Source organism: Bdellovibrio sp. BCCA (assembly GCF_037996825.1).
Classification (GTDB): domain Bacteria; phylum Bdellovibrionota; class Bdellovibrionia; order Bdellovibrionales; family Bdellovibrionaceae; genus Bdellovibrio.
Window position 1 is genome coordinate 656,778 of record NZ_JBBNAC010000001.1, and the last position, 19,985, is coordinate 676,762.

Consider the following 19,985-nt stretch of genomic DNA (forward strand, 5'->3'; position numbering starts at 1 on the left):
AGAAAAAACTATTTCTCGCTGATCAATTTTTTGTAGTCCGGAGCTCTCATAAGATTTGCGAGTTCCTTTTCAGTATCCATTTCGATACGAACCAACCAGCCTTCATTCACTGGATCGTCGTTCAATACAGATGGATCGTCTCCCAAAGCTGTATTTACTTCGATAACAGTTCCTGAAACAGGGGCATAAAGGTCGCTCACGGCTTTAACGGACTCAATAACGCCGAAAGTTTGGCCTTGAGTGATTTTTTGACCTTCTTCTGGAAGCTCAACGTACACGACTTCACCCAATTGATCTTGAGCAAATTCAGTGATTCCAACAGTTACGATGTTCTCGTCAACTTGAGCCCACTCGTGTTCTTTTGTGTAGTAATAATCTTCAGGGATGTGAAATGCCATGTTCGGCTCCTTATTTCGTTACAAATGGGGTCTTGCACACAACGGCTTTTACTTTGCGGCCGCGAATATCAAGAAGGAATTCTGTTCCCTCTTTCGCATAAGCCACGTCGATAAAAGCGATCCCAATAGGTTCATCCAAAGTCGGAGAATGTGTACCACTTGTTACCTTGCCGATTTCTTTGTTGTCAAAAGAAAATAGGCTGTAACCTTGGCGAGGGATACCCTTCTCAAGCATCTTAAATCCCACAAGATTTTGCTTAAGACCCGCTTCTTTTTTGCCTACAATTTGGGCTTTTCCCATAAAGTCTTTTTTAGCGGGTTTAATCACCCAACCAAGACCGGCTTCGTATGGATTCGTCGTGTCATCAATTTCATGACCATATAGAGAGTATTTCATCTCCGTGCGCAAAGTATCGCGAGCGCCCAGGCCGATGCCCATAACTCCCAAATCTTTACCTTGCTCAAGAAGTGCATTCCAAAGAGCCACTGTGCCTGCAGCTTCAACGAAAACTTCACAGCCTTTTTCGCCTGTGTAGCCTGTTGTTGCCACCATGATTTTATAATTTTGGAATTCGCCGGTTTTCAAAGTGAAAGATTTCATCTCGCTCACTTTGAATCCGAAAACGCGATCGCAAAGTTCCAAAGCTTTCGGTCCTTGAATCGCGATCTGACCCCAACGATCACTCTCGTCAGTCATGTCGGCGCCCTTGTTGTGTTTTGTCATCCACGCAAAGTCTTTGTCTTTGTTCGAGGCATTTACACACACAAGGTAGTCTTCATTTTTCTTAAGGCAATAAACAATGATGTCGTCAACCAAACCGCCTTGGTCATTCGGAAGAAGAGAGTATTGAGCTTCGCCATCGTTCAATTTAGCAACGTCGTTTGTTGTCAGCCACTCTAGAGTCTCTAGAGCTTTCGGGCCTTTCACGCGAACTTCTCCCATGTGAGAGACGTCGAAAAGTCCCACGTTCGTGCGCACGTTGTTGTGCTCTTCACGAAGGCCGATGTATTGAACAGGCATGTACCAGCCGGCGAAATCGACCATGCGGGCACCCATTTTTTCATGTGTTTCTGCGAGAGGTGTCTTTTTCATGGGCCCGAGTGTCCTTTCCTCTGGACAGACAGTCAATGAGGATTCTATTTTGACTCGCTCCATGTTTAAACTTTCTCGCCGAATGCAGCTTATTTACGATCTTCTTTTGCCCGGAAAACCCGTCTGGGACTTCTGTTGCGACCATGGCTATATGGGGTTGAACGCCTATGAAAGCGGCCTTTTTCCCGAAGTGTATTTTGTTGACAAGGTGGAGCACATCATAGCCCAGCTTAAGACACGCTTTGAAAATGAATATCATCGTGCAGATTCGCCTGCACAAGCGCACTTTCTTGCTCAACAGGGGGAGGAAATTGCGCGTCCTTTGCGAGGTTCCGTTGTCGTTGCCGGAGTGGGGGCGTTTACCATTTTTAAAATTATCCAAAGTCTTCATGAAAAAGGTCACTTAGAGGCTCAGAGATTGATCTTGTGTCCTCAAAGAGACGAGGAAAAACTGCTTCAGTTTTTCGCCGAGAGATCGAATTTTGGATATGAATTGAGCAACGAACATTACGAAGTTGCCGAACGGGGACGCACTCGTAAGTTATTGATTTTTGATAAAAATTAAGTAATGTTCGGCCTTTTCATGACGCACCCGGAATGGCAGTATTAAATGTCTGTAAGGCTGTGAACAAAATATTGATTATTAGGGTACCTGCAAATAATTGTGTCCTCATGCAGGATGTAAATAATAACTCAGATTTTAGACAGTTTCTTGAAGATGAATTGGCTCGTCGTAGCCAAAACTATCCCCGTTATTCATTGCGTGCGTTCGCTCGTCATTTGGAAGTGGACTCGTCTTTCTTGTCCAAGATTCTAAACGGCAAAAGAACTGTCACAATGAGAACAATCCGTATGTTCGGGGAGCGTTTGAACCTGACTCCGGAAGAGCTTTCTCGTTTTGGCGAAATCAGCCGCGAGAAAAAAATGAAGCGCAAGCTTGAGCGTCTTTTAGAGAAAATGCCAACGGAAGAGCGTGAACAATCAACTATTTCAATCACAGTTGATGAAAACCGCCTTCCTGAAGCGAAAGAGAAAATCAAAGCCTTCCGTAAGGAATTGGCTCAGTTTCTTGATTCAGGCGTTTCACAAGGAAAGACATATCAAATTTCTGTGTCTCTTTTTCCTGTGTCAGGCTTCGGCGTTAACGACTAAGCGTTGAAGTATCATTTAAAATAAAACTCGATCAACCGAGTGGTCTTTGCGGATCACTCGGTTTTTTTATTTAAAAATCTGAGAAATTTTAAAGTTTTCTTTGTACTTTAGCACTGTCTTCTTGCCTCAAAAATTCTCATGATAGAATGCAACTATGAAGAGATTGTTTTCACTATTTTTTCAAAGTGGAAGTCGTTCCTCGTGCTCGGTTGGTAAAGTATTTAGAAGAGAAAAAAACGTATGTAGTGCCTTTGGTCGCACCCGAGTGGTTTAAAGATCCTTATCAAGAAAAATTCTTATGGATGTCTTCGCTGTATGAGGATGAGAACCTTTTGATCTCTCCGTCGCAAAAACCCGTGGAATTTTTGAATCGTGAGTCTTTGGTGGGTAAAAAAACGTCCGATGTGATTGGCCATCGAAACGCGATGGTTGAAGATCTGATCACTCACAAACAGGTGCAAAGAATTGAGGCGGGTTCTTACGAGAATATTTTAAAAATGCTGGCTTCCGAAAGAATCGACTTCGCGATTTTTGGACGTATGCTTTATGGATCTTTGGTTGATGAGTTGGGATTGCAAAAAGAACTGTATGTTTCTGCAAAACCGATAGAAAAGTTCTCGCGCAAAGTTTTGATCAATCCAAAAAGTCGCACGGATTTGCAAAAGTGGTTAGAAAAAGCGGTTCTGGATCTTCGCGGTAGCAAAGAATGGAAGCGCATGCTGGTTTGTTCTTATTGAACATCGAAAATAGGATTCGGGACCATCAACTTCGGATAAGGCACGACACTGTTAAGTCGGGTGTCGTATTTGAAAACTAAATTTCCGACAGCAAACAAGGCGTAAGGCGAAATAACGGAGCCCCGGAATTCTCCATAGTAGCGGCTATGAACGTTTTGAGCATTCACGCGCAAGTGATCGAAAACCGTTGAAATACGAAGTGTATTGATAGTTGCAGCTCCCACTTTCGTAGGTTGTTCGCCCCAATAACCCGCCCACGTCCAGCCGTAGTTTGCATAGTTTGTCATTTGATAACCGCCATTATAGCGGCACATTGTTTCGTAAGCTTCGACCATGTTGATAAGCGAATTTGTCGACGGACGATAAATCACCGGAGCTGTTGTTAAGTGATTGTAGCCTGTCACTGTGCCAGTCCAATTATTAAAAAGCGCATTCGCCCAAGCACACTTCGCACTGTCCGTCGCCGGATCACAAGCGGTGTAGTTTCCATTCGACACATAGTGGGCTTCAAGATAAGTCACATGCTCAGGGCGAAGTGGACACTTCATGTATTCAAAAGCTCCAGCATCGTCGTTACTTTTGATTGTCAGAGCTGCATCTGAAGCGTCACGGAGCCCGCTAGGATTTGCAGGATTTGCAATTTTCAAAGCATCGTTATACGCATTATTTGAATTGCGAATCGCATAAAGATCGTAAAGTCCAATCCCCATATGCAAATTACGAGAAGACGTGATTTGTAAAGTGGGTGATGTCGCTCCACCAACGTAGCTGATGGCAGGATTGCGAGTGGTTTCAATGAAGACGTGACCCGCGACATAAATCGAGCAGCCAACGTCATCTGTTTGAATATCTGGATTCACAAGGTGAAGAGTTCCGCTAATGATAATACTTCCATAGCACACAATCGTTCCGCTATTTCTCACGAAACTGCCATAACCGTAATCATGAATTTGCAAACCACTTAATCCCGGTTTTGAGTTTGGTCCCTTATAGACAAAGGCTGTTGTGCCTGCACTCAATGAAGAATCCAAAGCCAGAACTTCGGCATCGGAAGGAGCCCTGATTTTGACAGCGGATTTAAGAGTGATTCCACCTTGGATATTTGCCACCGGCCAAGCAGGCATGGCGGTTGGTGCGGGATTGACTTGCACAAAACCATCGCCATCCATTTGAATCGTTCCTTGCGCATCAGTCACAGGGGCGTAATAGTTCCAAGGATTCGTGAAGAAATTTTTTAAATTGATAGGAGCGGCGTTAGGATTTGTTGTCGCTTGTTTAATAAAGTTTTTATCGGTGATGGTGATATCAGGCATGTACATCGAACCTGTGATCGAAAAAGGTACCGAGTTATTGTCGACGTGGAACATGTGAGAGCCATTGATCGGTGCTGCACCAAGAATGTTATTGGCGTTTCCATAGTTGGCTGGGGCAATTCCGAAATCAGTCACAAGGTCGGCTTGGATATTCGCATGACACCAAATACAGGAAAGCGGTCTGCTGACAGCTAAAGCTGGGTACATGCTCATTACATAGTTATCGACGTGTACTCCAAAAGTTTTTGTATCTGTAGTAACACCATCACTGACTGTTAACGTGATAAGAGTCGTGTCGGAAGCAGAAGCGTGGGCTGCACCCATTTGCAAAGACAAAGTTCCCGTCGTTCCAGAGACGCTGCAGTTTGCGACATCTACATAATAACCATCCGCTGTCGTCGCGGAGCAAGTGAGAGTTTGTGGATCTGGAAAAGTTGCTCCACCAGGATTTGTCGTAAAGTTTAAATCAAAGATCGCATTGGCAAAACATTTGTTACCGCATTTCTCTGCGACAGTGCCATTCGTTCCAGGCCATGCGGTGATTTGTGGAACTTCATTCACAAAATTCACAGTGATGGCAACTTCTGAAGAAGCCGAATGCGGAGTGGGAACAACGTTGTCAGAGAACTGCACTTTCACCTTACAAGGTCCGCCATTGTAATCGGAACTGTTGTAACGATTGAAATAGTGGGCGGTCGGTTGGAATGTCAAAGCGCCCGTTGTGGCATCGATACTCACAGTTCCATAATCAGAACACTTTGGTGACGAAGCTGCTGGCAAAGAATAAGTGCCGCGACTCTCTTCGTTAGAGTTCACTTGAGCGTCTACAAATAAAACTGTCGCGCTCACATTGCGATTTAAGGACGCGGTTGTTGGAACTGTGAGAGTTGGAACAGAAGTGTCCAGATTGAATGTCACTTGATTGCTTTGAGAAATATTCCCGGCTTCGTCACGCACCCACATCGTCAAAGTATGAGTGCCATCTGGCCCGGCGACTGAAACGTAGTTTGTACCTGTCGCGCAGTTCATCCAGTCGGCATCAGTCAAAGCAGGTGCCGGAGCTCCGTCTTGTCTAAAAATAACTTTGTAAAACGAATCCGAATTTTGATTGAGATCATCGCAAGACGCGATGTCAACCCCTACGGGACTGTCTTGAATAGAACCGAACGCCAAGCTGATTGAAGGTGTTGAAGGGTTGGTTTGATCGAGCGTATAGGGGAGAGGATAAGGATAACAAAATGTATTTCCTGCGGCGTCTTCAGAAAGAACGCTCCACGAATAAGAGCCTTCTGCTGTCAGCGCATTGCCAATAGGAAAATGAAATTCTCCGGAATCTTTATCTGCTGTGGTGTTTGCTAATATCTGTCCTGAGCAGGTGATGGAATTATAAAGTGTGACGATGGCTTTAGGCTCCGTGACCCCGTCAATAATAGGACGTGGATCAGGACTGACGGCGGCAGGAAGAATGGTTGCCGTGCCAATGGTGGGCAGAATGTCGTCAAAAATCACTTCGAAGGTGTCTGAGCTTTCTGATTTTTCCCCGTATTGTCCTAAGGCTGCACCTTTAGGAAGATTTAAAGAGACAAGTCCTTGTCCTTTGGGAGTGAGGTGAACAATGTAAGTTGTTTCATCGACTTTCGTGATACTCGTGATGTCGGCGTTCATCAATTGAAATTCACTTTCAACCAACGTTTGAGGCGCACGATTGAATTTCAAGGTCACTTTGATATCTGAATTGTTTGTGTAATAAGCAAGGGAGTCTGCAGCTTTAAGATTAGGAATAAGAGAGGTCGCACTGATATCGCCTCTCAGTGTACATCCTCCTAAAATAAACAGGAGTATAAATATGAATGTTACAGATACGTCCCGGGTATTCATCTTTATGGTTCCTAAACATGTACTTATATATCGGCATAAATGTTCGCTCAGTTGAGCAAAATGTTCCCATTTCGAATAAAAGAAATGTGGGTCATTTACCGTGACTCATTTCGAGTCACGGTAATCTGCATATGGTACATGTGTAGGACAAGGAGACGACGTTTACTTTTTCTTCTGCATTCTTTGCCACTCTGTTTTTGTGACAATACCTACAGTTTCTGTATTTGGATCGAAAACGATTTTGACGTCACCGTTATCTAACTGCTTTTTGATTTGTTTGAATTTGGTTTCAAACGCGGCTTCTTCGCGACCGTAATCGGTTCCTTCTCTTAGAATGAAATTTTCAATAATCCCATGCAGAGCTTCAGGACTGATGTCGCTTGCGGAAACTTCGATGGGCGGTTGCTGGTTTTCTTTGTCAAAACTCATAGTGTTTGAATCTCTTTTTGCACGCGAAGTTCATTGGAAACTTTTTGGATGTCTTCCGGAATTTCAACAAGAACACCGCGAGGAATCTCTTGCTCGATTTTGGATTTATGCATCCATGCAAGGAATTCTCTCTCAGAGCCTCGGCAGATCATTTGGCGGTCTTTGCCTTTTTCTTGAAGCTGGTCTCCGACAACACGTGCGGCATTTATTTTTTGTGCCGGGGTTTTTCGCATCAAAAGATAACTCATTGTGAGTGTGCGATTTTTCATAGGAAGCTGTTCTTCCATTTTATTAAACCATTCAGGAGCGGCGAAATGAACTCGATCATGACACCAGTCCGTTTTAGATTGCGTGAGCAAAGGACAAAGCCCTTCGTGTGTGCACGGAGCCCAGGCGTGATAGCCATTGTCTAAAAGCTTTTGACGAAGCTGCAAAAGTTTTCTGCCATCTTGCTGAGTAGAAGGTTCTACCAACATCAAGGCTTCGCATTGATAAGCCCAATCGGGGATATCGCTCAATTCAGTCAGTGAGTAAGAAAAAACCGCTAACGTTTTTTGAGGATCTTTAAGCCTAGGAGCACTGAAAGTGCGCTGCCATTCTTCGGCCTGAAACTGCGGAAAGAATTTTTCAATAATCTTTTGCGGTTCTGCCGCTCGCTCAATGAGTTGAAATTTGAACGAGCGTTTTTCTGAAAGTGCCAAAGACGCCGTAGCTAATCCTGCTCCAAAATCAATCACACGCTCAATACCTGAAAAGAAATTTCTTTTTTCTGCTTCTTCAATGATGCCGCGAAGGCGGGTCGCATTTAAAGGAAGATAATAACAAAGATAAGCCACTTGAGCCCACGTCTCGTGCCACGGTGTCGCGTCGTCAGGCTTATGAATAAAAAAATCCGATAAGGCCTGCACGCATTTTGCGAGAGTTTTGGATTCTTTCAACGTGAGCTGATAACTGGCCAGCGCTTTCGTTAAAGAATCCTCAAAAGAAGGCGGGTATGTGAATTGTCTTTGCATTGTTAAAATACTAACGGATCCGTGCGATTCAGGCAAAGATTTCGGCGCATCGGCGGTGTATTCCCGCAGAAAATCCAAGTAAAAATGGCTAAGGCTAGAAGCTCTTTCTATATCTGAATAGGAAAAACAAAAGGAAAGAACATGAATTCTCAAGACCGCCGCGAGACAACGTCAATTTGGATGGACACTCAAATTATGCCAAATTTTTTTCCGCTCTCCGACAATCTCAATGTGGATGTTTGTATTGTCGGAGGCGGAATGGCGGGATTGACCACGGCTTACTTGCTGATGAAGGAAGGGAAAAAAGTCTGTGTGGTTGAAGCCTATGGACTGGCCAGTGGCCAAACAGGACGGACGACAGCTCATTTCGTCACGGCTTTAGACGATAGATTTTTTGATATTGAAAAATACCACGGAGAAAAAGGAGCTGTCACCGCAGCACAAAGTCATCGTGCCGCTATTGATAAAGTAGAACAGATCGTCGCCTCGGAACAAATCGATTGTGAAATGGAAAATTTAGATGGCTTTTTGTTTGCGCAAGACGATCCACGTCCGAATGTTTTACGTCGTGAGATCGAAGCAGCTCAGCGTGCGGGTCTTAAAGACGTAGCTCTTCTTGAAAAAGTTCCTTTCCTTTCGTTTGATACAGGACCTTGTTTGAAGTTTGCAAATCAGATGCAGCTTCATCCTTTAAAATATTTAGCGGCTCTTGCCGAACGGATTACAAAAGGCGGCGGATTGATCTTCACCGGAACTCATGTCACCGAAGTTCACGGTGGCGATGAAGCTTTTGTAAAAACAGAATACGGTCATCGCGTTTATTGTAAATCCGTTGTTGTTGCGACGAATACTCCTGTGAATGATCTTGTCGCGATTCATACGAAGCAAGCTCCTTACAGAACTTACGTTTTGGGATTTCAAATTCCTGCGGGATCTGTTCCGAAAGCTCTTTACTGGGACACTCTCGATCCTTATCACTACATTCGCTTAGAAAAGGGACCTTCCGCAGAAACCGAAGTTCTTATTGTCGGCGGAGAAGACCATAAAACAGGACAAGAGAATCATCCCGAGGAACGTTTTAAAAAAATTGAATCCTGGACACGAGCGCGATTCCCGATGGTCGAGGATATTCTTTATCAGTGGTCCGGTCAGGTCATGGAACCTGTTGATGGAATGGCTTTCATTGGCCGTAATCCCATGGATAAAGACAATGTTTACATCATTACAGGAGACTCTGGTAATGGCATGACTCATTCAACTTTGGGAGCAATATTAGTCACGGATCTCATCATGGGAAGGGAAAACTCTTGGGAAGACCTTTACAATCCATCGCGAATTTCTTTAAAAGCTTCCGCGGAATTTCTCAAAGAGAACGGAAACGTGGCGGCCCAGTACGGCGATTGGGTGACGACAAAGCCAAAAACACCATTGGCGGATCTGCAAGAAGGCGAAGGCACCGTTTTTCGAGCAGGTGCGAAAATGGTGGCGGCCTATAAAGATGACTCCGGTGATATGCATTTCATGTCAGCAGCGTGCACACACTTAGGTTGTCTCGTGGGTTGGAATAATGTTGAAAAATCTTGGGACTGTCCTTGTCACGGATCGCGTTTTGACTGTGCGGGAAAAGTGATTGAAGGACCTGCCATTGCAGATCTAAAAAAATTAGACTTGCTTACTGAAGAGCCAAGACCTTCAAAAGATCTTCGACTTTGATTTGCTCCATGCATTGCGGGTCGACATTATCCATGTCAGGAATTTCCGGCATAAAGATATGAACGTCTTTTCCGCGAGCAGCCCAACGACGAGGATGTTGAACGCGCACCGGAGAATAAATTCCTAAAACAGTAGCACCTAAAGAAGCTGCCATATGCGCAACGCCCGTACTTGGCACAACAACAGCCTTGGCATCTTTAAGTATCGTAAAAAGCTCTGCGGGTTTTAATTGGTTCTGCAAAGAAAGAACATGGCGGTTGCTTTTAAAATGTTCTTTGATGTCTTTAAGCCAAGATTCATCCGCCGGAGTTCCCGTGAGCACCACTTGAGTCGTCTTAGAAACTTCCTCGATCAATTCGATGTACTTTGGAATTGGCCAATTTAATGCAGATCCCGCCATACCAGGATGAACGACGACATATTTTTTAATCGCCAGTTTGTACTTATCTAAAAGCGCGATGTTTTCAGGAGCTGTGAGTTTTAAAATCGGTGTCTTTTCTTGCAAAAGATCTTCTTCAATATCAAAAGCATGAAGCAAAAGATCTAGATTGTAGTCCGCTTCATGTTGGGTCGCAAGACTGCGGCGCTGGCGAAGCCCTCGGTTGAGAAACAGAAAACTGTGCCACTGGGATTTGACTCCCGCACGCGTAGGAACATTCTCAGCCCACAATGCGTAACTCACCCACCACGGAGCTTGAAAGCTCACAGCGACGTCGGGTTTGTACTCACGAAGAAATTTACGAAGAACGTGAAGGGAATCTTTCCAATTCTCTTTAGAAAGTTCGATGTACTTACGTTTGGGATCGGCATTATCAGGAACAAATCCCAAACCCTTAGAGATTACCCACCGAACATCGCAGTCTTTCAAAAAAGAAACCTGATCAACACACATGGTGCAGATCAGGTCGCCTATTTTGTCGAGTCTAATTAAGAGAACTTTTTTCATCGTCCAGTTCCGCGGGCTACCGCCCGCTGCATCCGGCGCGTCCGCGCTATTGGTAAGTATCCATCGGAGGGCATGAGCAGACAAGATTTCTGTCGCCATAGGCGTTATCAACACGTCCTACTGCTGGCCAGAATTTGTTAGCGCGCAACCATTCCAATGGGTAAACGGCTTCTTCACGAGAATACGGATGATTCCATTCAGGCTTCATCAACATTTGAGCCGTGTGTGGAGCGTTCTTAAGGGCGTTGTTCTCTTTATCCATTTTTCCAGATTCAATCGCCGCGATTTCTTTGCGGATTGTGATCATAGAATCAATGAAACGATCGAGTTCCTTTTTAGATTCAGATTCTGTCGGCTCGATCATCAAAGTTCCCGCAACAGGGAAGCTCATTGTCGGAGCGTGGAACCCGAAGTCCATCAAACGTTTCGCAACGTCCGTCACGTCAATGCCCGAAGTTTTCTTAATTTCGCGAACATCCACGATACACTCATGGGCTACAAGACCGTTTTTACCTTTGTAAAGAACAGGGAAGTGCGGCTCTAGTTTTTTCGCGATGTAATTGGCACTCAAGATACTTACAAGAGTCGCTTTTCTTAAACCTTCAGCACCCATCATCGTGATGTAAGCCCAAGAGATCGGCAAAATACTTGCGCTTCCCCAAGGAGCTGACGTCACCGCCGAAATTCCTTTTGCAGGACCCGCTTCAGGAACCAAAGAGTGTGTTGGTAAGAACTCTTTTAAGTGAGCGGCTACACCGATCGGACCCACACCCGGTCCGCCACCACCGTGAGGGATCGAGAAGGTTTTGTGTAAATTCATGTGAGAAACGTCAGGACCAAACACACCTGGACGGCACATGCCCACAAGAGCATTCATGTTCGCGCCATCCATGTAAACTTGTCCGCCGTTGTCGTGAACGATTTTGCAAATCTCAACGATACCTTCTTCAAACACACCGTGTGTAGAAGGATAAGTGATCATCAACGCCGCCAAATTATTGCGATGTTGTTCTGCTTTTGCTTTTAGATCCGCAATATCAACGTTACCTTGATCATCCGTTGCCACAACCACGACTTGCATATTCGCAAGGGCCGCAGACGCCGGATTGGTTCCGTGAGCCGAAGAAGGAATCAAGCAGATGTTTCTGTGGCTGTCACCGCGAGATTGGTGGTATTTACGAATCACCAGAAGACCCGCATATTCACCTTGAGATCCTGCATTCGGTTGCAAGCTCACGCCCGCAAAGCCAGTGATGTCCGACAATTTCTTTTCCAGATCGTGGATCATTTCAATCAAACCCGCGGCTTGAGATGTTGGCGCAAACGGATGAAGTTTGCTGATCTCTGGCCATGAAACTGGAACAAGCTCTGTTGTCGCATTCAGTTTCATTGTGCAAGACCCAAGCGGGATCATAGAGTGAGTCAAAGTTAAATCTTTGTTTTGCAAAGCGTGGATGTAACGAAGCATCTCTGTTTCGCTATGGTGAGAGTTAAACACCACGTGAGTCAAATACGGAGAAGTGCGAGTGAGTTTCGTTGGAATCTCAATGTCTTTCAGAGCTTCATCCACAGACAACGCTGTGAATCCTGCCATGTTACCAAGATTGAACGCGGCCCAGATCATCTCAACATCTTCAAGAGTTGTTGTCTCATTCAAAGAGATTCCCAACTTGTTGTTACCAAAGTTGCGGAAGTTGATTTGCATTTTGTCTGCTTGAGCGACAATCGCAGCGGCTTTGTCTGTTGTTACTGTGATCGTGTCAAAGAACGGAGTTTTCGCAACGTTCATTCCAAGTTTCGTCAAACCTTCAGCCAAGATTCCTGTCAAACGTTGTACACGCAATGCGATTTTCTTAAGTCCTTGAGGACCGTGGTAAATCGCATACATCGAAGCCATATTCGCCAAAAGAACTTGCGCTGTACAAATGTTCGAAGTCGCTTTTTCACGACGGATGTGTTGCTCACGAGTTTGCAAAGCAAGACGCAAAGCTGTTTTCCCTTGAGAGTCCACGCTCACGCCGACAAGACGGCCTGGCATCAAACGCTTGTAAGAATCTTTTGTTGCCAAGAAGCCCGCGTGAGGACCACCGAAACCAAGTGGCACACCAAAACGCTGAGAGTTACCCACAGCCATATCAGCACCCCATTCTCCTGGAGGAGTCAGAAGTGTCATCGCAAGCAAATCCACAGACGCAGTTACAAGAGCTCCGTGGTCTTTATATTTTTTTGCAAGATCAGCGTAGTCTTCAACTGCGCCATTTGTGTTTGGATATTGGAAGAACACACCAAACACTGGTTTTGCGAAATCATATTTCGCCGGATCCATCACGATCATTTCAAAACCCAAGGGCTCAGCACGTGTGCCAAGAACTTCGATCACATGAGGGTGCATTTCTGGAGACACGATGAAGGCATTCGCTTTGTTTTTGCAAAGGGAGTGCGCCATGAACATCGCCTCTGCCGCGGCAGTTCCTTCATCAAGCAAAGAAGCATTTGAAATCTCCATGCCTGTCAGATCAGAAACCATTGTTTGGAAATTCAAAAGAGCTTCCAAGCGGCCTTGAGAAATTTCCGGCTGGTAAGGAGTGTAGGCTGTGTACCACACCGGATTTTCAAAGATGTTTCTTTGAATCACAGTCGGAGTGATAGTGTCGTGGTAACCCATGCCGATATAAGTTTTATAAACTTTGTTTTTTGAAACCATCGATTTCAAATGATTCAAAAGTCCGTATTCAGAGATTCCTGGGCCTACATCTTCGTACTTGTGTTGCGTGCGAATTTGTTGAGGGATGACTTTATCAGCCATCTGATCTAAAGAATTAAAACCCAAAGTTTTCAGCATCGTGTGGATGTCTGCATCTGTGGGACCAATGTGACGGGGAGTGAATTCGTTACGGGGAGATAAATCGGCAATTTTCATGTGCACCTCAATGACGCCCCCGAGACTAGCACACGCCCCCTAGTCTATGAAAGTTTTGTAAGGGGAGCGGGTAGGCTAATGCGAGGCGAAATAGCGTATTTTTTGGCCTTTTGCGAATATCATACTGGCTCCGAGGCAGAAAACGAGTCCACCAAGGCTAACGGCAGGCCATTTTCCCCAACTCCAAAGCTGGGAGCCGATATAGGAACCGAGGCTTCCTCCGATAAAATAGAAGAAGACATAGATGGAGCTAAGGCGGGATCTAGCTTCAGCCGAGATCTCAAACATGCGCGTTTGATTTGAAATATGCGCCACCTGAATTCCCAAATCCAAAATTAAAACGCCTAAGATAATTCCAACGACGAATGTTGATGACAGAGCCAGAATCGCAAACGCCGCCATTGAACAGTAAAGCCCTAAACGAATTGTCGCCGCTGTCCCTTTTTTATCGGCGTATCTGCCAGCCAAGGGAGCAGCGAGTGCGCCGATCATTCCCAACGCCCCGAAGAGTCCGATTGTTTGCGGAGAATAATTAAATGGTTCTGCTTCAAGTAAGAACGTCAATGTTGTCCAAAATGCAGAGAAAGAACCAAAAAGAATCGCACCCATCATCGCAGCTTCACGCACGAGTTGAAAATCGCGAATCAGTTCGAGTGTCGATCTTAACAATGCTTTGTAGCTACCGTGAAATTGTGGTTCTGAAGCTGGTAAAGCCCATTGAGTGACCAATGCTAAGATCAAGTTCACGGCACCCGCAAAGATAAAAATACTCTGCCAACCTAAGTGTTGAGCCATGAATCCAGAAAGAGTTCGCGCCATCAAAGAGCCCAGTAGAATTCCCGAAAGCACAGTGCCGACCACTTTACCGCGCTCTTCAGGTCGAGCGAGATTTGCAGAAAATGGAATTAGCACGGTTGCTGAAACATTGAAGAAACCCATCACAAAACTCAACGCACAAAGAACCGCAAAGTTGGGACTAAACGCAATTGCCAAGGCCAAAGATCCCGCGGCCGTCATACTTACTTGCAAAAGTTTACGACGCTCCATCATGTCGCCAAGTGGAACTAATAACAAAATGCCAATAGCATAACCAATCAAAGTCAAAGCGGGGATAAGAGAAACTGTTTTTTCAGCAACACCAAATTCACGAGCTAAAATTCCAAGAAGAGGCTGATTGTAGTAGAGGTTGCCGATCACCAGGATGCAAGTGACAACCATGAATAAAACTTGAGAGCGTGAGACACCTTTACCCATAAGCCTTAGGGGTAAACGATCTAAAGATGAATATCAATTCAGTTTGCGATTTGAGAATGGCAATCAGCGAAAATTTTCTTGCGAGGAGTTCCTCTTTCGCAAGAATGCACAAGTTCACGAAGAACTTTCAACTTTTCGGTGTCTTGCTTCATCGAATCGAAGCGCGCACTCATGCTCGAAATTTCTTTAAGAACAGCAAACTCCAAATGCACAGCAAGACCGAATTTATCGACTTCTTTGCCTTGTTTTTGCGCGAGTTCAATTTGTTTTAAAACGAATCTCAATGACGGTGGGAAAAGGCGAGAAAGAAAATCGATTTCTTCCAACTTTATTCGGAAGACAGGATCTTGCAAGGCGCGCGTGCCTTCTTGTTTGTAGTAGGACGCGAGATAAGCACTGCGCTCGGTCCTCATGCGTTCACGATCTAAATTAGAGGGATTGCAAAGCGTTGAACAAATTTCCGGCAAAGATCTTTTAGAAATGTCTTCCGCGAGACGATCAAAGATCGCAAACTCTGCGGTGTAGTTGTAGCCAATGCGTGTGACCTCTTTCAAATTCGGATTCACGGTCTCTGGATCTTTCGCAGTTTCCTCAAGACTTGGCAGCATCGAAGCTTTTGCGACAGGCATTTTCTTCGCGGGCTTGGCTTCAGGAGCCTGTGCTTTCACAAGTTGGTCGATGGCGTAATAAGAAATACCTGTTAGTCCGACGATGGCACAAACAACGACGCCCAAAAGGAAGAATCCAAAATATTTGAGAACACTTTTCGCGAACTTCATAGAGACTTGAATTTACTAATCTGGCTTTAAAAATGCAAAAAAATATCAGGATGATATTTTTTCGCGTAAGCCCCGAAGGGGTTGGAGGCAGGATGCCGGAAACAAAAGCGAGTTCTGCTCTTGCAGGACTCGCTTTTTAGAAGATCTCTTATCCGATTGTCCGAAAGGAGATCCGAAATGACCAAACGCTATAGGTCTTTTCGGACAATCTTAAGAATACTTAAACAGATTCTTTTGATCGTCCTAACTATTGTTAGAATTATTAAAGAGTTGAAATAGGTTCAAGGGGTTGCGCGACAGCGTCTCCAACAAGTAACGTGACTGAAGTCCAAAGGACAGGACTATAAATCCTCGGATGGAATTTTCATGGAGACTAGACCTGCGGGAGCACTAGACTAGTCTAAAATAAAAAAGGAAGGTGATTAACACCTTCCTTTTTGTTTTCAAACCACAAAAAAATCTTAAGCTCTTTTAGCCGCTTTTTTTGTTGTCTTACGAGCTACTTTTTTCGTAGCTGCTTTTTTAGTCGTCGCAGGTTTTGCTTTTGCAGGCGCTTTTTTCGCAGAAGTCTTTTTCATTGTTTTCTTGAAAAGAGTTTTTTCAAGTTTCGTCTTTTGCGCGATCGCTTTCTTTTTGTAAGCTGCGATGTTTTTTTCCAAACCATCCGCAGATTTTTTAATTTTAGCGATTGTGCTGTTCACTTCTTTTTCAAGTTTCGCTTCAGAAGTGCCAAGGACTTTCACGATCTCTTGGTATTTCTTCCAAGCAAGTTCGATCTTTTCATCTTTTTGTTGATCGAAACGGTCTTTCAACTCAGACTCTTTTTTCTTAATTTCGTCGTTGAGTTTTTGGAAGCTTTCAAGAAGGTTTTGAACACCTTTTGCTCCAGAGATATTTTCCAAAATTTTTTGAAATGCTGCTGTAGCCATCACAGCCTCCTTTTTGATTAAGTCCAGTTCCGCGAGCGGAGCTCGCTCCACATCCTGCGGTCAAGCCGCACCATACACCGAAAGAGGGGCGAAATGAAGCCCCTCCTCTTAAATTGTTTCGGGCTCCTGCCCGAAACCCCTTCGGGGCTGGCGCGTAAAAATCCCATCCCGGGATTTTTATGACTCAAACTTAATAGTTTCCAGCCAAACTTCGCGCTGGGCGGAGAACTGACCTGGGAATTTCTCAAGGCCTTTCTCACGCAATTTCATCGCATATTCAGTCATGTAGAGCTTCAGGTGCTCTTCATCTTTGAGTTTATAGATGATTTTAACGTCTTTACTCGAGGCTTCGAGGCTTCCACCCTTACGCAGGCACAATTCCGCACCCAAGAAACCCGGGCAAGCGAGCATTTCTTTGATGTGTTCAGTTTTAAGCCATTCAACGTACTCAGCATAAGCTTCGTGTCGAACCATCAAGTGGACCATATACGTAACCATGGGACTCCCTAAAGCGTGAATTTAAAGTCCTTGATTAGCATACCGGGAACCTTTTTTCCACCGAAAGCGCGGCTTTCATAGGTAGAAACCATCGGATCGACCTCTTGGAAGTCCGTGACGGCCAAAAGATTTTCGCCAAGGCAGTCGTAAAGGCTCTCATCAAAACGCAAATCCGCAATGGGAGCGACGATTTCGCCGTTTTCCACCCAGAAACACGCATAACGAGTCATTCCGGTAATACGAGCATTCATACGATCTGACCAGTTCAAATAGTGAAGATTTGACAGGTAAAGACCCGTGCCGAGTTCCTTTAAGATCTCTTCGCGTTTCAGTCCACCCGGCAGAATCTCCATCGCACGAGGATATTCACCGACATCCGCCGCATTTCCTTGAACGCCGTACTCTTTGGCAGAACGAGAGCTTGTCAGGAAATTCTTAAGCTCACCGTGAGAAATCAAATCCATTGTTTCCGGAGCCAATTCACCCAAAGAATTAAAACGGTGAGTCAGACCCATGCCGTAGTTCTCACGCAAGGAAAACTTCTGCGACAAAGTTTTTTCTTTGTCGGCAAGTTTCTGCATGGAGCTTCCACCTTGTTTGTAACCATTAAAGCTCAAAGAACCCCAAGAGAACATCGAAGCCATTTCAGCCACAGCTCCCGGAGCCAAGTAAGTGCGATAAGCACCTGGCTTTAAAGTCATCTTTGGACGCTCCATCAAGCGCAATTGATTTTTACTTTGTGCTAAGTTCGCATCGAAATCTTTTTGATTCCAAGCTGTGCCCGCATAGATCGACTTCACGGCTTTTTCACCCATATAAAGTGAATAATCCATAAAGAAGTTTTCTGTCGCAAACCAGTGACTTTGCCCCTTGGAATTTTTATTTCCCGTTAAAAGAGGACCACCACAATAAAGTCCCGCAAGGTCCGTTCCCTGAGCAGGGGCCGTGATTGCAGCAATGACTTTTTCATCCGCCAACAAGTCACCTTTAAACGTGTTGTCACTTGTGCCGTTGTTCGTAAGAGCCACTTGGTAAGGATCTTCCGGCAAAAGGTCACACTCTTTGCGAGCTTGTTCGAGCCAATGATCCGCGCGTTTTTTATCTTCGTCGGCTTGGCCCGTAATAGAAAAACTTAAGTTCGCAGTCTTCCCATTTTTTTGCAAAGTTAGACCCAGAGTTCTTTGTTCAACATGTGTGTTCTGACGAACTTTGTTGCCGTTAAAACGCACGAACAAAGATTCTTCTGCATTCAAATTAATATTAGCGTCTTCGCCGTTTTTCAAATTTCCAAGCAAGTGATCAGCAACAGCGTTGAAGGCTATTTTCATATTCTCAGTAAAATTCATACTACGCTCCAAAAACTTCGACGTTGCCGAAGAGACAGTAAGGAGTTGTGTGACCCACACGGATCACTTGGTTTGGTTCACCTTTTCCGCAGAATGGAGAACCGTAAGTCTCACGATTTGCACTGACAGCTTTCAAACTATTCCAGAACTTCACAGTCGTTCCGCGATAGTTTGGATTTTTCAAAGTCTTCGTGATTTTTCCGTTTTCGATCAACTTCGCATACTCGCAACCGAACTGGAATTTGTTGCGGTAGTCGTCGATGGACCAAGACTTGTTGGCCATCATGAAAACACCGCGCTCAACGGAAGCAATCATATCTTCAAATTTCGTTGTGCCAGCTTCTAAGTTGATATTCGCCATACGATCAATCGGAGCACGATTCCAAGAAGCTGAACGGAAATTTGCTACCCCTGGGAGGTTCAGGCGAGATTGCGATTCCAAACCGCCAAGACCGCGCACCAAAACGCCGTCCTTGATCAAAAACTCTTTCGTCGCTTTGTATCCAGAGTCATCAAACGCATAAGAAGCCATGGCATCAGAGATCGTCGGATCAAACGTCACGTTCATGAGTTTTGAACCGTATTGCAATTTTCCGAAGTCATCTGGTTTTACAAAACTCCAACCCGCATAGTTGCGCTCGTCACCTAAAATACGATCGTACTCAAGCGGGTGACCGATGGACTCATGCACTTGCAAAGTCATTTGGTCTGGAGCTAGCAATAAATCCATCGCAGTGTCAGGGCAGTTTTCAGCACCCAACAATTCAACGGCTTCTTCCGCGATTCTTTTAGCACGTTCTAAAATGGAAGCACGGTTGAAAACCTCAGCTCCGATTTGCAAACAGCGAGCAAGACCGCCGTTGTCTGAACGAGTTTGCGTTTCTCCGCCAGCTCCGGCTGTGGCAGAAAAGTCTGTGCTTACGATTGAGAAATTTTGATAAACTTCAGAACCTGAAGAACTTGCAGATTGGAATTCTGTTTCCACGATCATCGTGTTTGCGGAACGATTCATAATTTTGTCGGAAACTTTCATGGCGCGAGTGGCGTCCACGAAAATATCGGTAATTTCTTTTGCTGAAAAAGAATCCAACGGTTTCACCACAGGAGATTTGTAAGAACCCTTCGCCGTTGGACGTTGAGCTAGGGAGAACTCGTGGACTTTTTGAGAGGACGCAGCTTTCGCCATCGTGACGGCTTTAGCTAGAGCTCTTTTGATACCGCCTTCACTCAAATCCGTCGTTCCTGCAAATCCGAAATGGCCGTTTACCAAAACTTCAACCATGATTCCTTGATCGAAAGAGATGTGATTGCGATCCGTTTTTTCATCACGAACCATGCGCCAAGTTGTTTTTTCAGTGACGAGACGTAAATTGACCCAGTCCGCATCGTTTCGTACCGAATTGAGGGTGCGTTGCAAATCGAGCATCTGTGGCCCCTTTCCTTAATGTAATTCAACACTTCCAATAAAGGATGCTACCTAAAAATACAACCCGGAAACGTCCAGTTGTGAAAAGTCGCATCGAGTAATACTTCGCAGGACCGCTGAGGGAACTGGTAGCAAAACTTCCTGGCAAGCCGTTTGCTTTA

17 protein-coding genes are annotated in these 19,985 nt (G+C 44.9%); 4 read left to right on the plus strand and 13 right to left on the minus strand.

Going from position 1 to position 19,985, the window contains the following annotated elements; translation table 11 throughout:
* Positions 1-8: 8 nt before the first annotated feature.
* Positions 9-398: a glycine cleavage system protein GcvH gene (gene gcvH, locus AAAA78_RS03325; RefSeq protein ID WP_295901474.1), complete on the minus strand. Its 390-nt coding sequence runs from the start codon at positions 396-398 to the stop codon at positions 9-11.
* 10 nt (positions 399-408) lie between these two features.
* On the minus strand, positions 409-1,491 hold the full coding sequence (gene gcvT / locus AAAA78_RS03330) for a glycine cleavage system aminomethyltransferase GcvT (RefSeq protein ID WP_340590288.1): 1,083 nt from the start codon (positions 1,489-1,491) through the stop codon (positions 409-411).
* 61 nt (positions 1,492-1,552) lie between these two features.
* On the opposite strand from gcvT, the gene AAAA78_RS03335 reads away from it, so the two are divergent.
* The 3 genes from AAAA78_RS03335 to AAAA78_RS03345 all read left to right on the plus strand — a co-directional run bounded on the left by AAAA78_RS03335 (position 1,553) and on the right by AAAA78_RS03345 (position 3,380).
* Positions 1,553-2,056 (plus strand): SAM-dependent methyltransferase, encoded by a 504-nt coding sequence (locus AAAA78_RS03335; RefSeq protein ID WP_340590289.1) that lies wholly within the window; start codon positions 1,553-1,555, stop codon positions 2,054-2,056.
* Between the two features lie 107 nt (positions 2,057-2,163).
* Positions 2,164-2,643, plus strand: a complete 480-nt coding sequence (locus AAAA78_RS03340) for a DUF4423 domain-containing protein (RefSeq protein WP_340590290.1) — start codon at positions 2,164-2,166, stop codon at positions 2,641-2,643.
* Between the two features lie 185 nt (positions 2,644-2,828).
* Positions 2,829-3,380 (plus strand): transporter substrate-binding domain-containing protein, encoded by a 552-nt coding sequence (locus AAAA78_RS03345; protein WP_340590291.1) that lies wholly within the window; start codon positions 2,829-2,831, stop codon positions 3,378-3,380.
* Here the strand turns inward: AAAA78_RS03345 and AAAA78_RS03350 are convergent.
* From AAAA78_RS03350 to AAAA78_RS03360, 3 genes are all read right to left on the minus strand, one after another.
* Entirely contained in the window at positions 3,374-6,415 is a 3,042-nt protein-coding gene (locus tag AAAA78_RS03350; RefSeq protein WP_340593626.1) for a hemagglutinin, read from the minus strand. The genes AAAA78_RS03345 and AAAA78_RS03350 overlap by 7 nt on opposite strands.
* 318 nt (positions 6,416-6,733) lie before the next feature.
* On the minus strand, positions 6,734-7,000 hold the full coding sequence (locus AAAA78_RS03355; RefSeq protein WP_340590292.1) for a YheU family protein: 267 nt from the start codon (positions 6,998-7,000) through the stop codon (positions 6,734-6,736).
* Positions 6,997-8,013 carry a small ribosomal subunit Rsm22 family protein gene (locus AAAA78_RS03360; RefSeq protein ID WP_340590293.1) on the minus strand — a complete coding sequence of 339 codons (1,017 nt, stop codon included), beginning with the start codon at positions 8,011-8,013 and terminating at the stop codon, positions 6,997-6,999. Before AAAA78_RS03360 ends, AAAA78_RS03355 begins: the two co-directional genes overlap by 4 nt.
* Positions 8,014-8,154: 141 nt before the next feature.
* Between AAAA78_RS03360 and AAAA78_RS03365 the strand changes: the two genes are divergently transcribed.
* Positions 8,155-9,726, plus strand: a complete 1,572-nt coding sequence (locus AAAA78_RS03365; protein ID WP_340590294.1) for an FAD-dependent oxidoreductase — start codon at positions 8,155-8,157, stop codon at positions 9,724-9,726.
* On the opposite strand, the gene AAAA78_RS03370 is transcribed toward AAAA78_RS03365, so the two are convergent.
* The 8 genes from AAAA78_RS03370 to AAAA78_RS03405 all read right to left on the minus strand — a co-directional run bounded on the left by AAAA78_RS03370 (position 9,686) and on the right by AAAA78_RS03405 (position 19,824).
* Complete coding sequence (locus tag AAAA78_RS03370) at positions 9,686-10,672, minus strand: glycosyltransferase family 9 protein (RefSeq protein ID WP_340590295.1); 987 nt, start codon at positions 10,670-10,672, stop codon at positions 9,686-9,688. The two genes, AAAA78_RS03365 and AAAA78_RS03370, sit on opposite strands and share 41 nt — an antisense overlap.
* Positions 10,673-10,718: 46 nt before the next feature.
* Positions 10,719-13,592: an aminomethyl-transferring glycine dehydrogenase gene (gene gcvP / locus AAAA78_RS03375; protein WP_340590296.1), complete on the minus strand. Its 2,874-nt coding sequence runs from the start codon at positions 13,590-13,592 to the stop codon at positions 10,719-10,721.
* 75 nt (positions 13,593-13,667) lie between these two features.
* On the minus strand, positions 13,668-14,846 hold the full coding sequence (locus AAAA78_RS03380) for an MFS transporter (protein WP_340590297.1): 1,179 nt from the start codon (positions 14,844-14,846) through the stop codon (positions 13,668-13,670).
* A gap of 38 nt (positions 14,847-14,884) precedes the next feature.
* Positions 14,885-15,625, minus strand: coding sequence for a hypothetical protein (locus AAAA78_RS03385; protein ID WP_340590298.1), 741 nt, complete (start codon positions 15,623-15,625; stop codon positions 14,885-14,887).
* A 461-nt stretch (positions 15,626-16,086) separates the two neighbouring features.
* Positions 16,087-16,554 carry an actin-binding protein gene (locus tag AAAA78_RS03390; protein ID WP_340590299.1) on the minus strand — a complete coding sequence of 156 codons (468 nt, stop codon included), beginning with the start codon at positions 16,552-16,554 and terminating at the stop codon, positions 16,087-16,089.
* A gap of 177 nt (positions 16,555-16,731) precedes the next feature.
* Positions 16,732-17,052, minus strand: coding sequence for a DUF4286 family protein (locus tag AAAA78_RS03395; RefSeq protein ID WP_340590300.1), 321 nt, complete (start codon positions 17,050-17,052; stop codon positions 16,732-16,734).
* An 8-nt stretch (positions 17,053-17,060) separates the two neighbouring features.
* Complete coding sequence (locus AAAA78_RS03400; protein WP_340590301.1) at positions 17,061-18,380, minus strand: TldD/PmbA family protein; 1,320 nt, start codon at positions 18,378-18,380, stop codon at positions 17,061-17,063.
* Between the two features lie 19 nt (positions 18,381-18,399).
* On the minus strand, positions 18,400-19,824 hold the full coding sequence (locus AAAA78_RS03405; protein ID WP_340590302.1) for a TldD/PmbA family protein: 1,425 nt from the start codon (positions 19,822-19,824) through the stop codon (positions 18,400-18,402).
* Between the last annotated feature and the right edge of the window lie 161 nt (positions 19,825-19,985).

What these genes read in the sequence shown, in the direction of transcription:
- AAAA78_RS03335 (WP_340590289.1), top strand. Translation starts at nt 1,553, where the DNA reads ATGTTTAAACTTTCTCGCCGAATGCAGCTTATTTACGATCTTCTTTTG.
- AAAA78_RS03405 (WP_340590302.1), bottom strand. Translation starts at nt 19,824, where the DNA reads ATGCTCGATTTGCAACGCACCCTCAATTCGGTACGAAACGATGCGGAC.
- AAAA78_RS03390 (WP_340590299.1), bottom strand. Translation starts at nt 16,554, where the DNA reads ATGGCTACAGCAGCATTTCAAAAAATTTTGGAAAATATCTCTGGAGCA.
- gcvT (WP_340590288.1), bottom strand. Translation starts at nt 1,491, where the DNA reads ATGAAAAAGACACCTCTCGCAGAAACACATGAAAAAATGGGTGCCCGC.
- AAAA78_RS03385 (WP_340590298.1), bottom strand. Translation starts at nt 15,625, where the DNA reads ATGAAGTTCGCGAAAAGTGTTCTCAAATATTTTGGATTCTTCCTTTTG.
- AAAA78_RS03370 (WP_340590295.1), bottom strand. Translation starts at nt 10,672, where the DNA reads ATGAAAAAAGTTCTCTTAATTAGACTCGACAAAATAGGCGACCTGATC.
- AAAA78_RS03340 (WP_340590290.1), top strand. Translation starts at nt 2,164, where the DNA reads ATGCAGGATGTAAATAATAACTCAGATTTTAGACAGTTTCTTGAAGAT.
- AAAA78_RS03355 (WP_340590292.1), bottom strand. Translation starts at nt 7,000, where the DNA reads ATGAGTTTTGACAAAGAAAACCAGCAACCGCCCATCGAAGTTTCCGCA.
- AAAA78_RS03380 (WP_340590297.1), bottom strand. Translation starts at nt 14,846, where the DNA reads ATGGGTAAAGGTGTCTCACGCTCTCAAGTTTTATTCATGGTTGTCACT.
- AAAA78_RS03365 (WP_340590294.1), top strand. Translation starts at nt 8,155, where the DNA reads ATGAATTCTCAAGACCGCCGCGAGACAACGTCAATTTGGATGGACACT.
- gcvH (WP_295901474.1), bottom strand. Translation starts at nt 398, where the DNA reads ATGGCATTTCACATCCCTGAAGATTATTACTACACAAAAGAACACGAG.
- gcvP (WP_340590296.1), bottom strand. Translation starts at nt 13,592, where the DNA reads ATGAAAATTGCCGATTTATCTCCCCGTAACGAATTCACTCCCCGTCAC.
- AAAA78_RS03400 (WP_340590301.1), bottom strand. Translation starts at nt 18,380, where the DNA reads ATGAAAATAGCCTTCAACGCTGTTGCTGATCACTTGCTTGGAAATTTG.
- AAAA78_RS03395 (WP_340590300.1), bottom strand. Translation starts at nt 17,052, where the DNA reads ATGGTTACGTATATGGTCCACTTGATGGTTCGACACGAAGCTTATGCT.
- AAAA78_RS03360 (WP_340590293.1), bottom strand. Translation starts at nt 8,013, where the DNA reads ATGCAAAGACAATTCACATACCCGCCTTCTTTTGAGGATTCTTTAACG.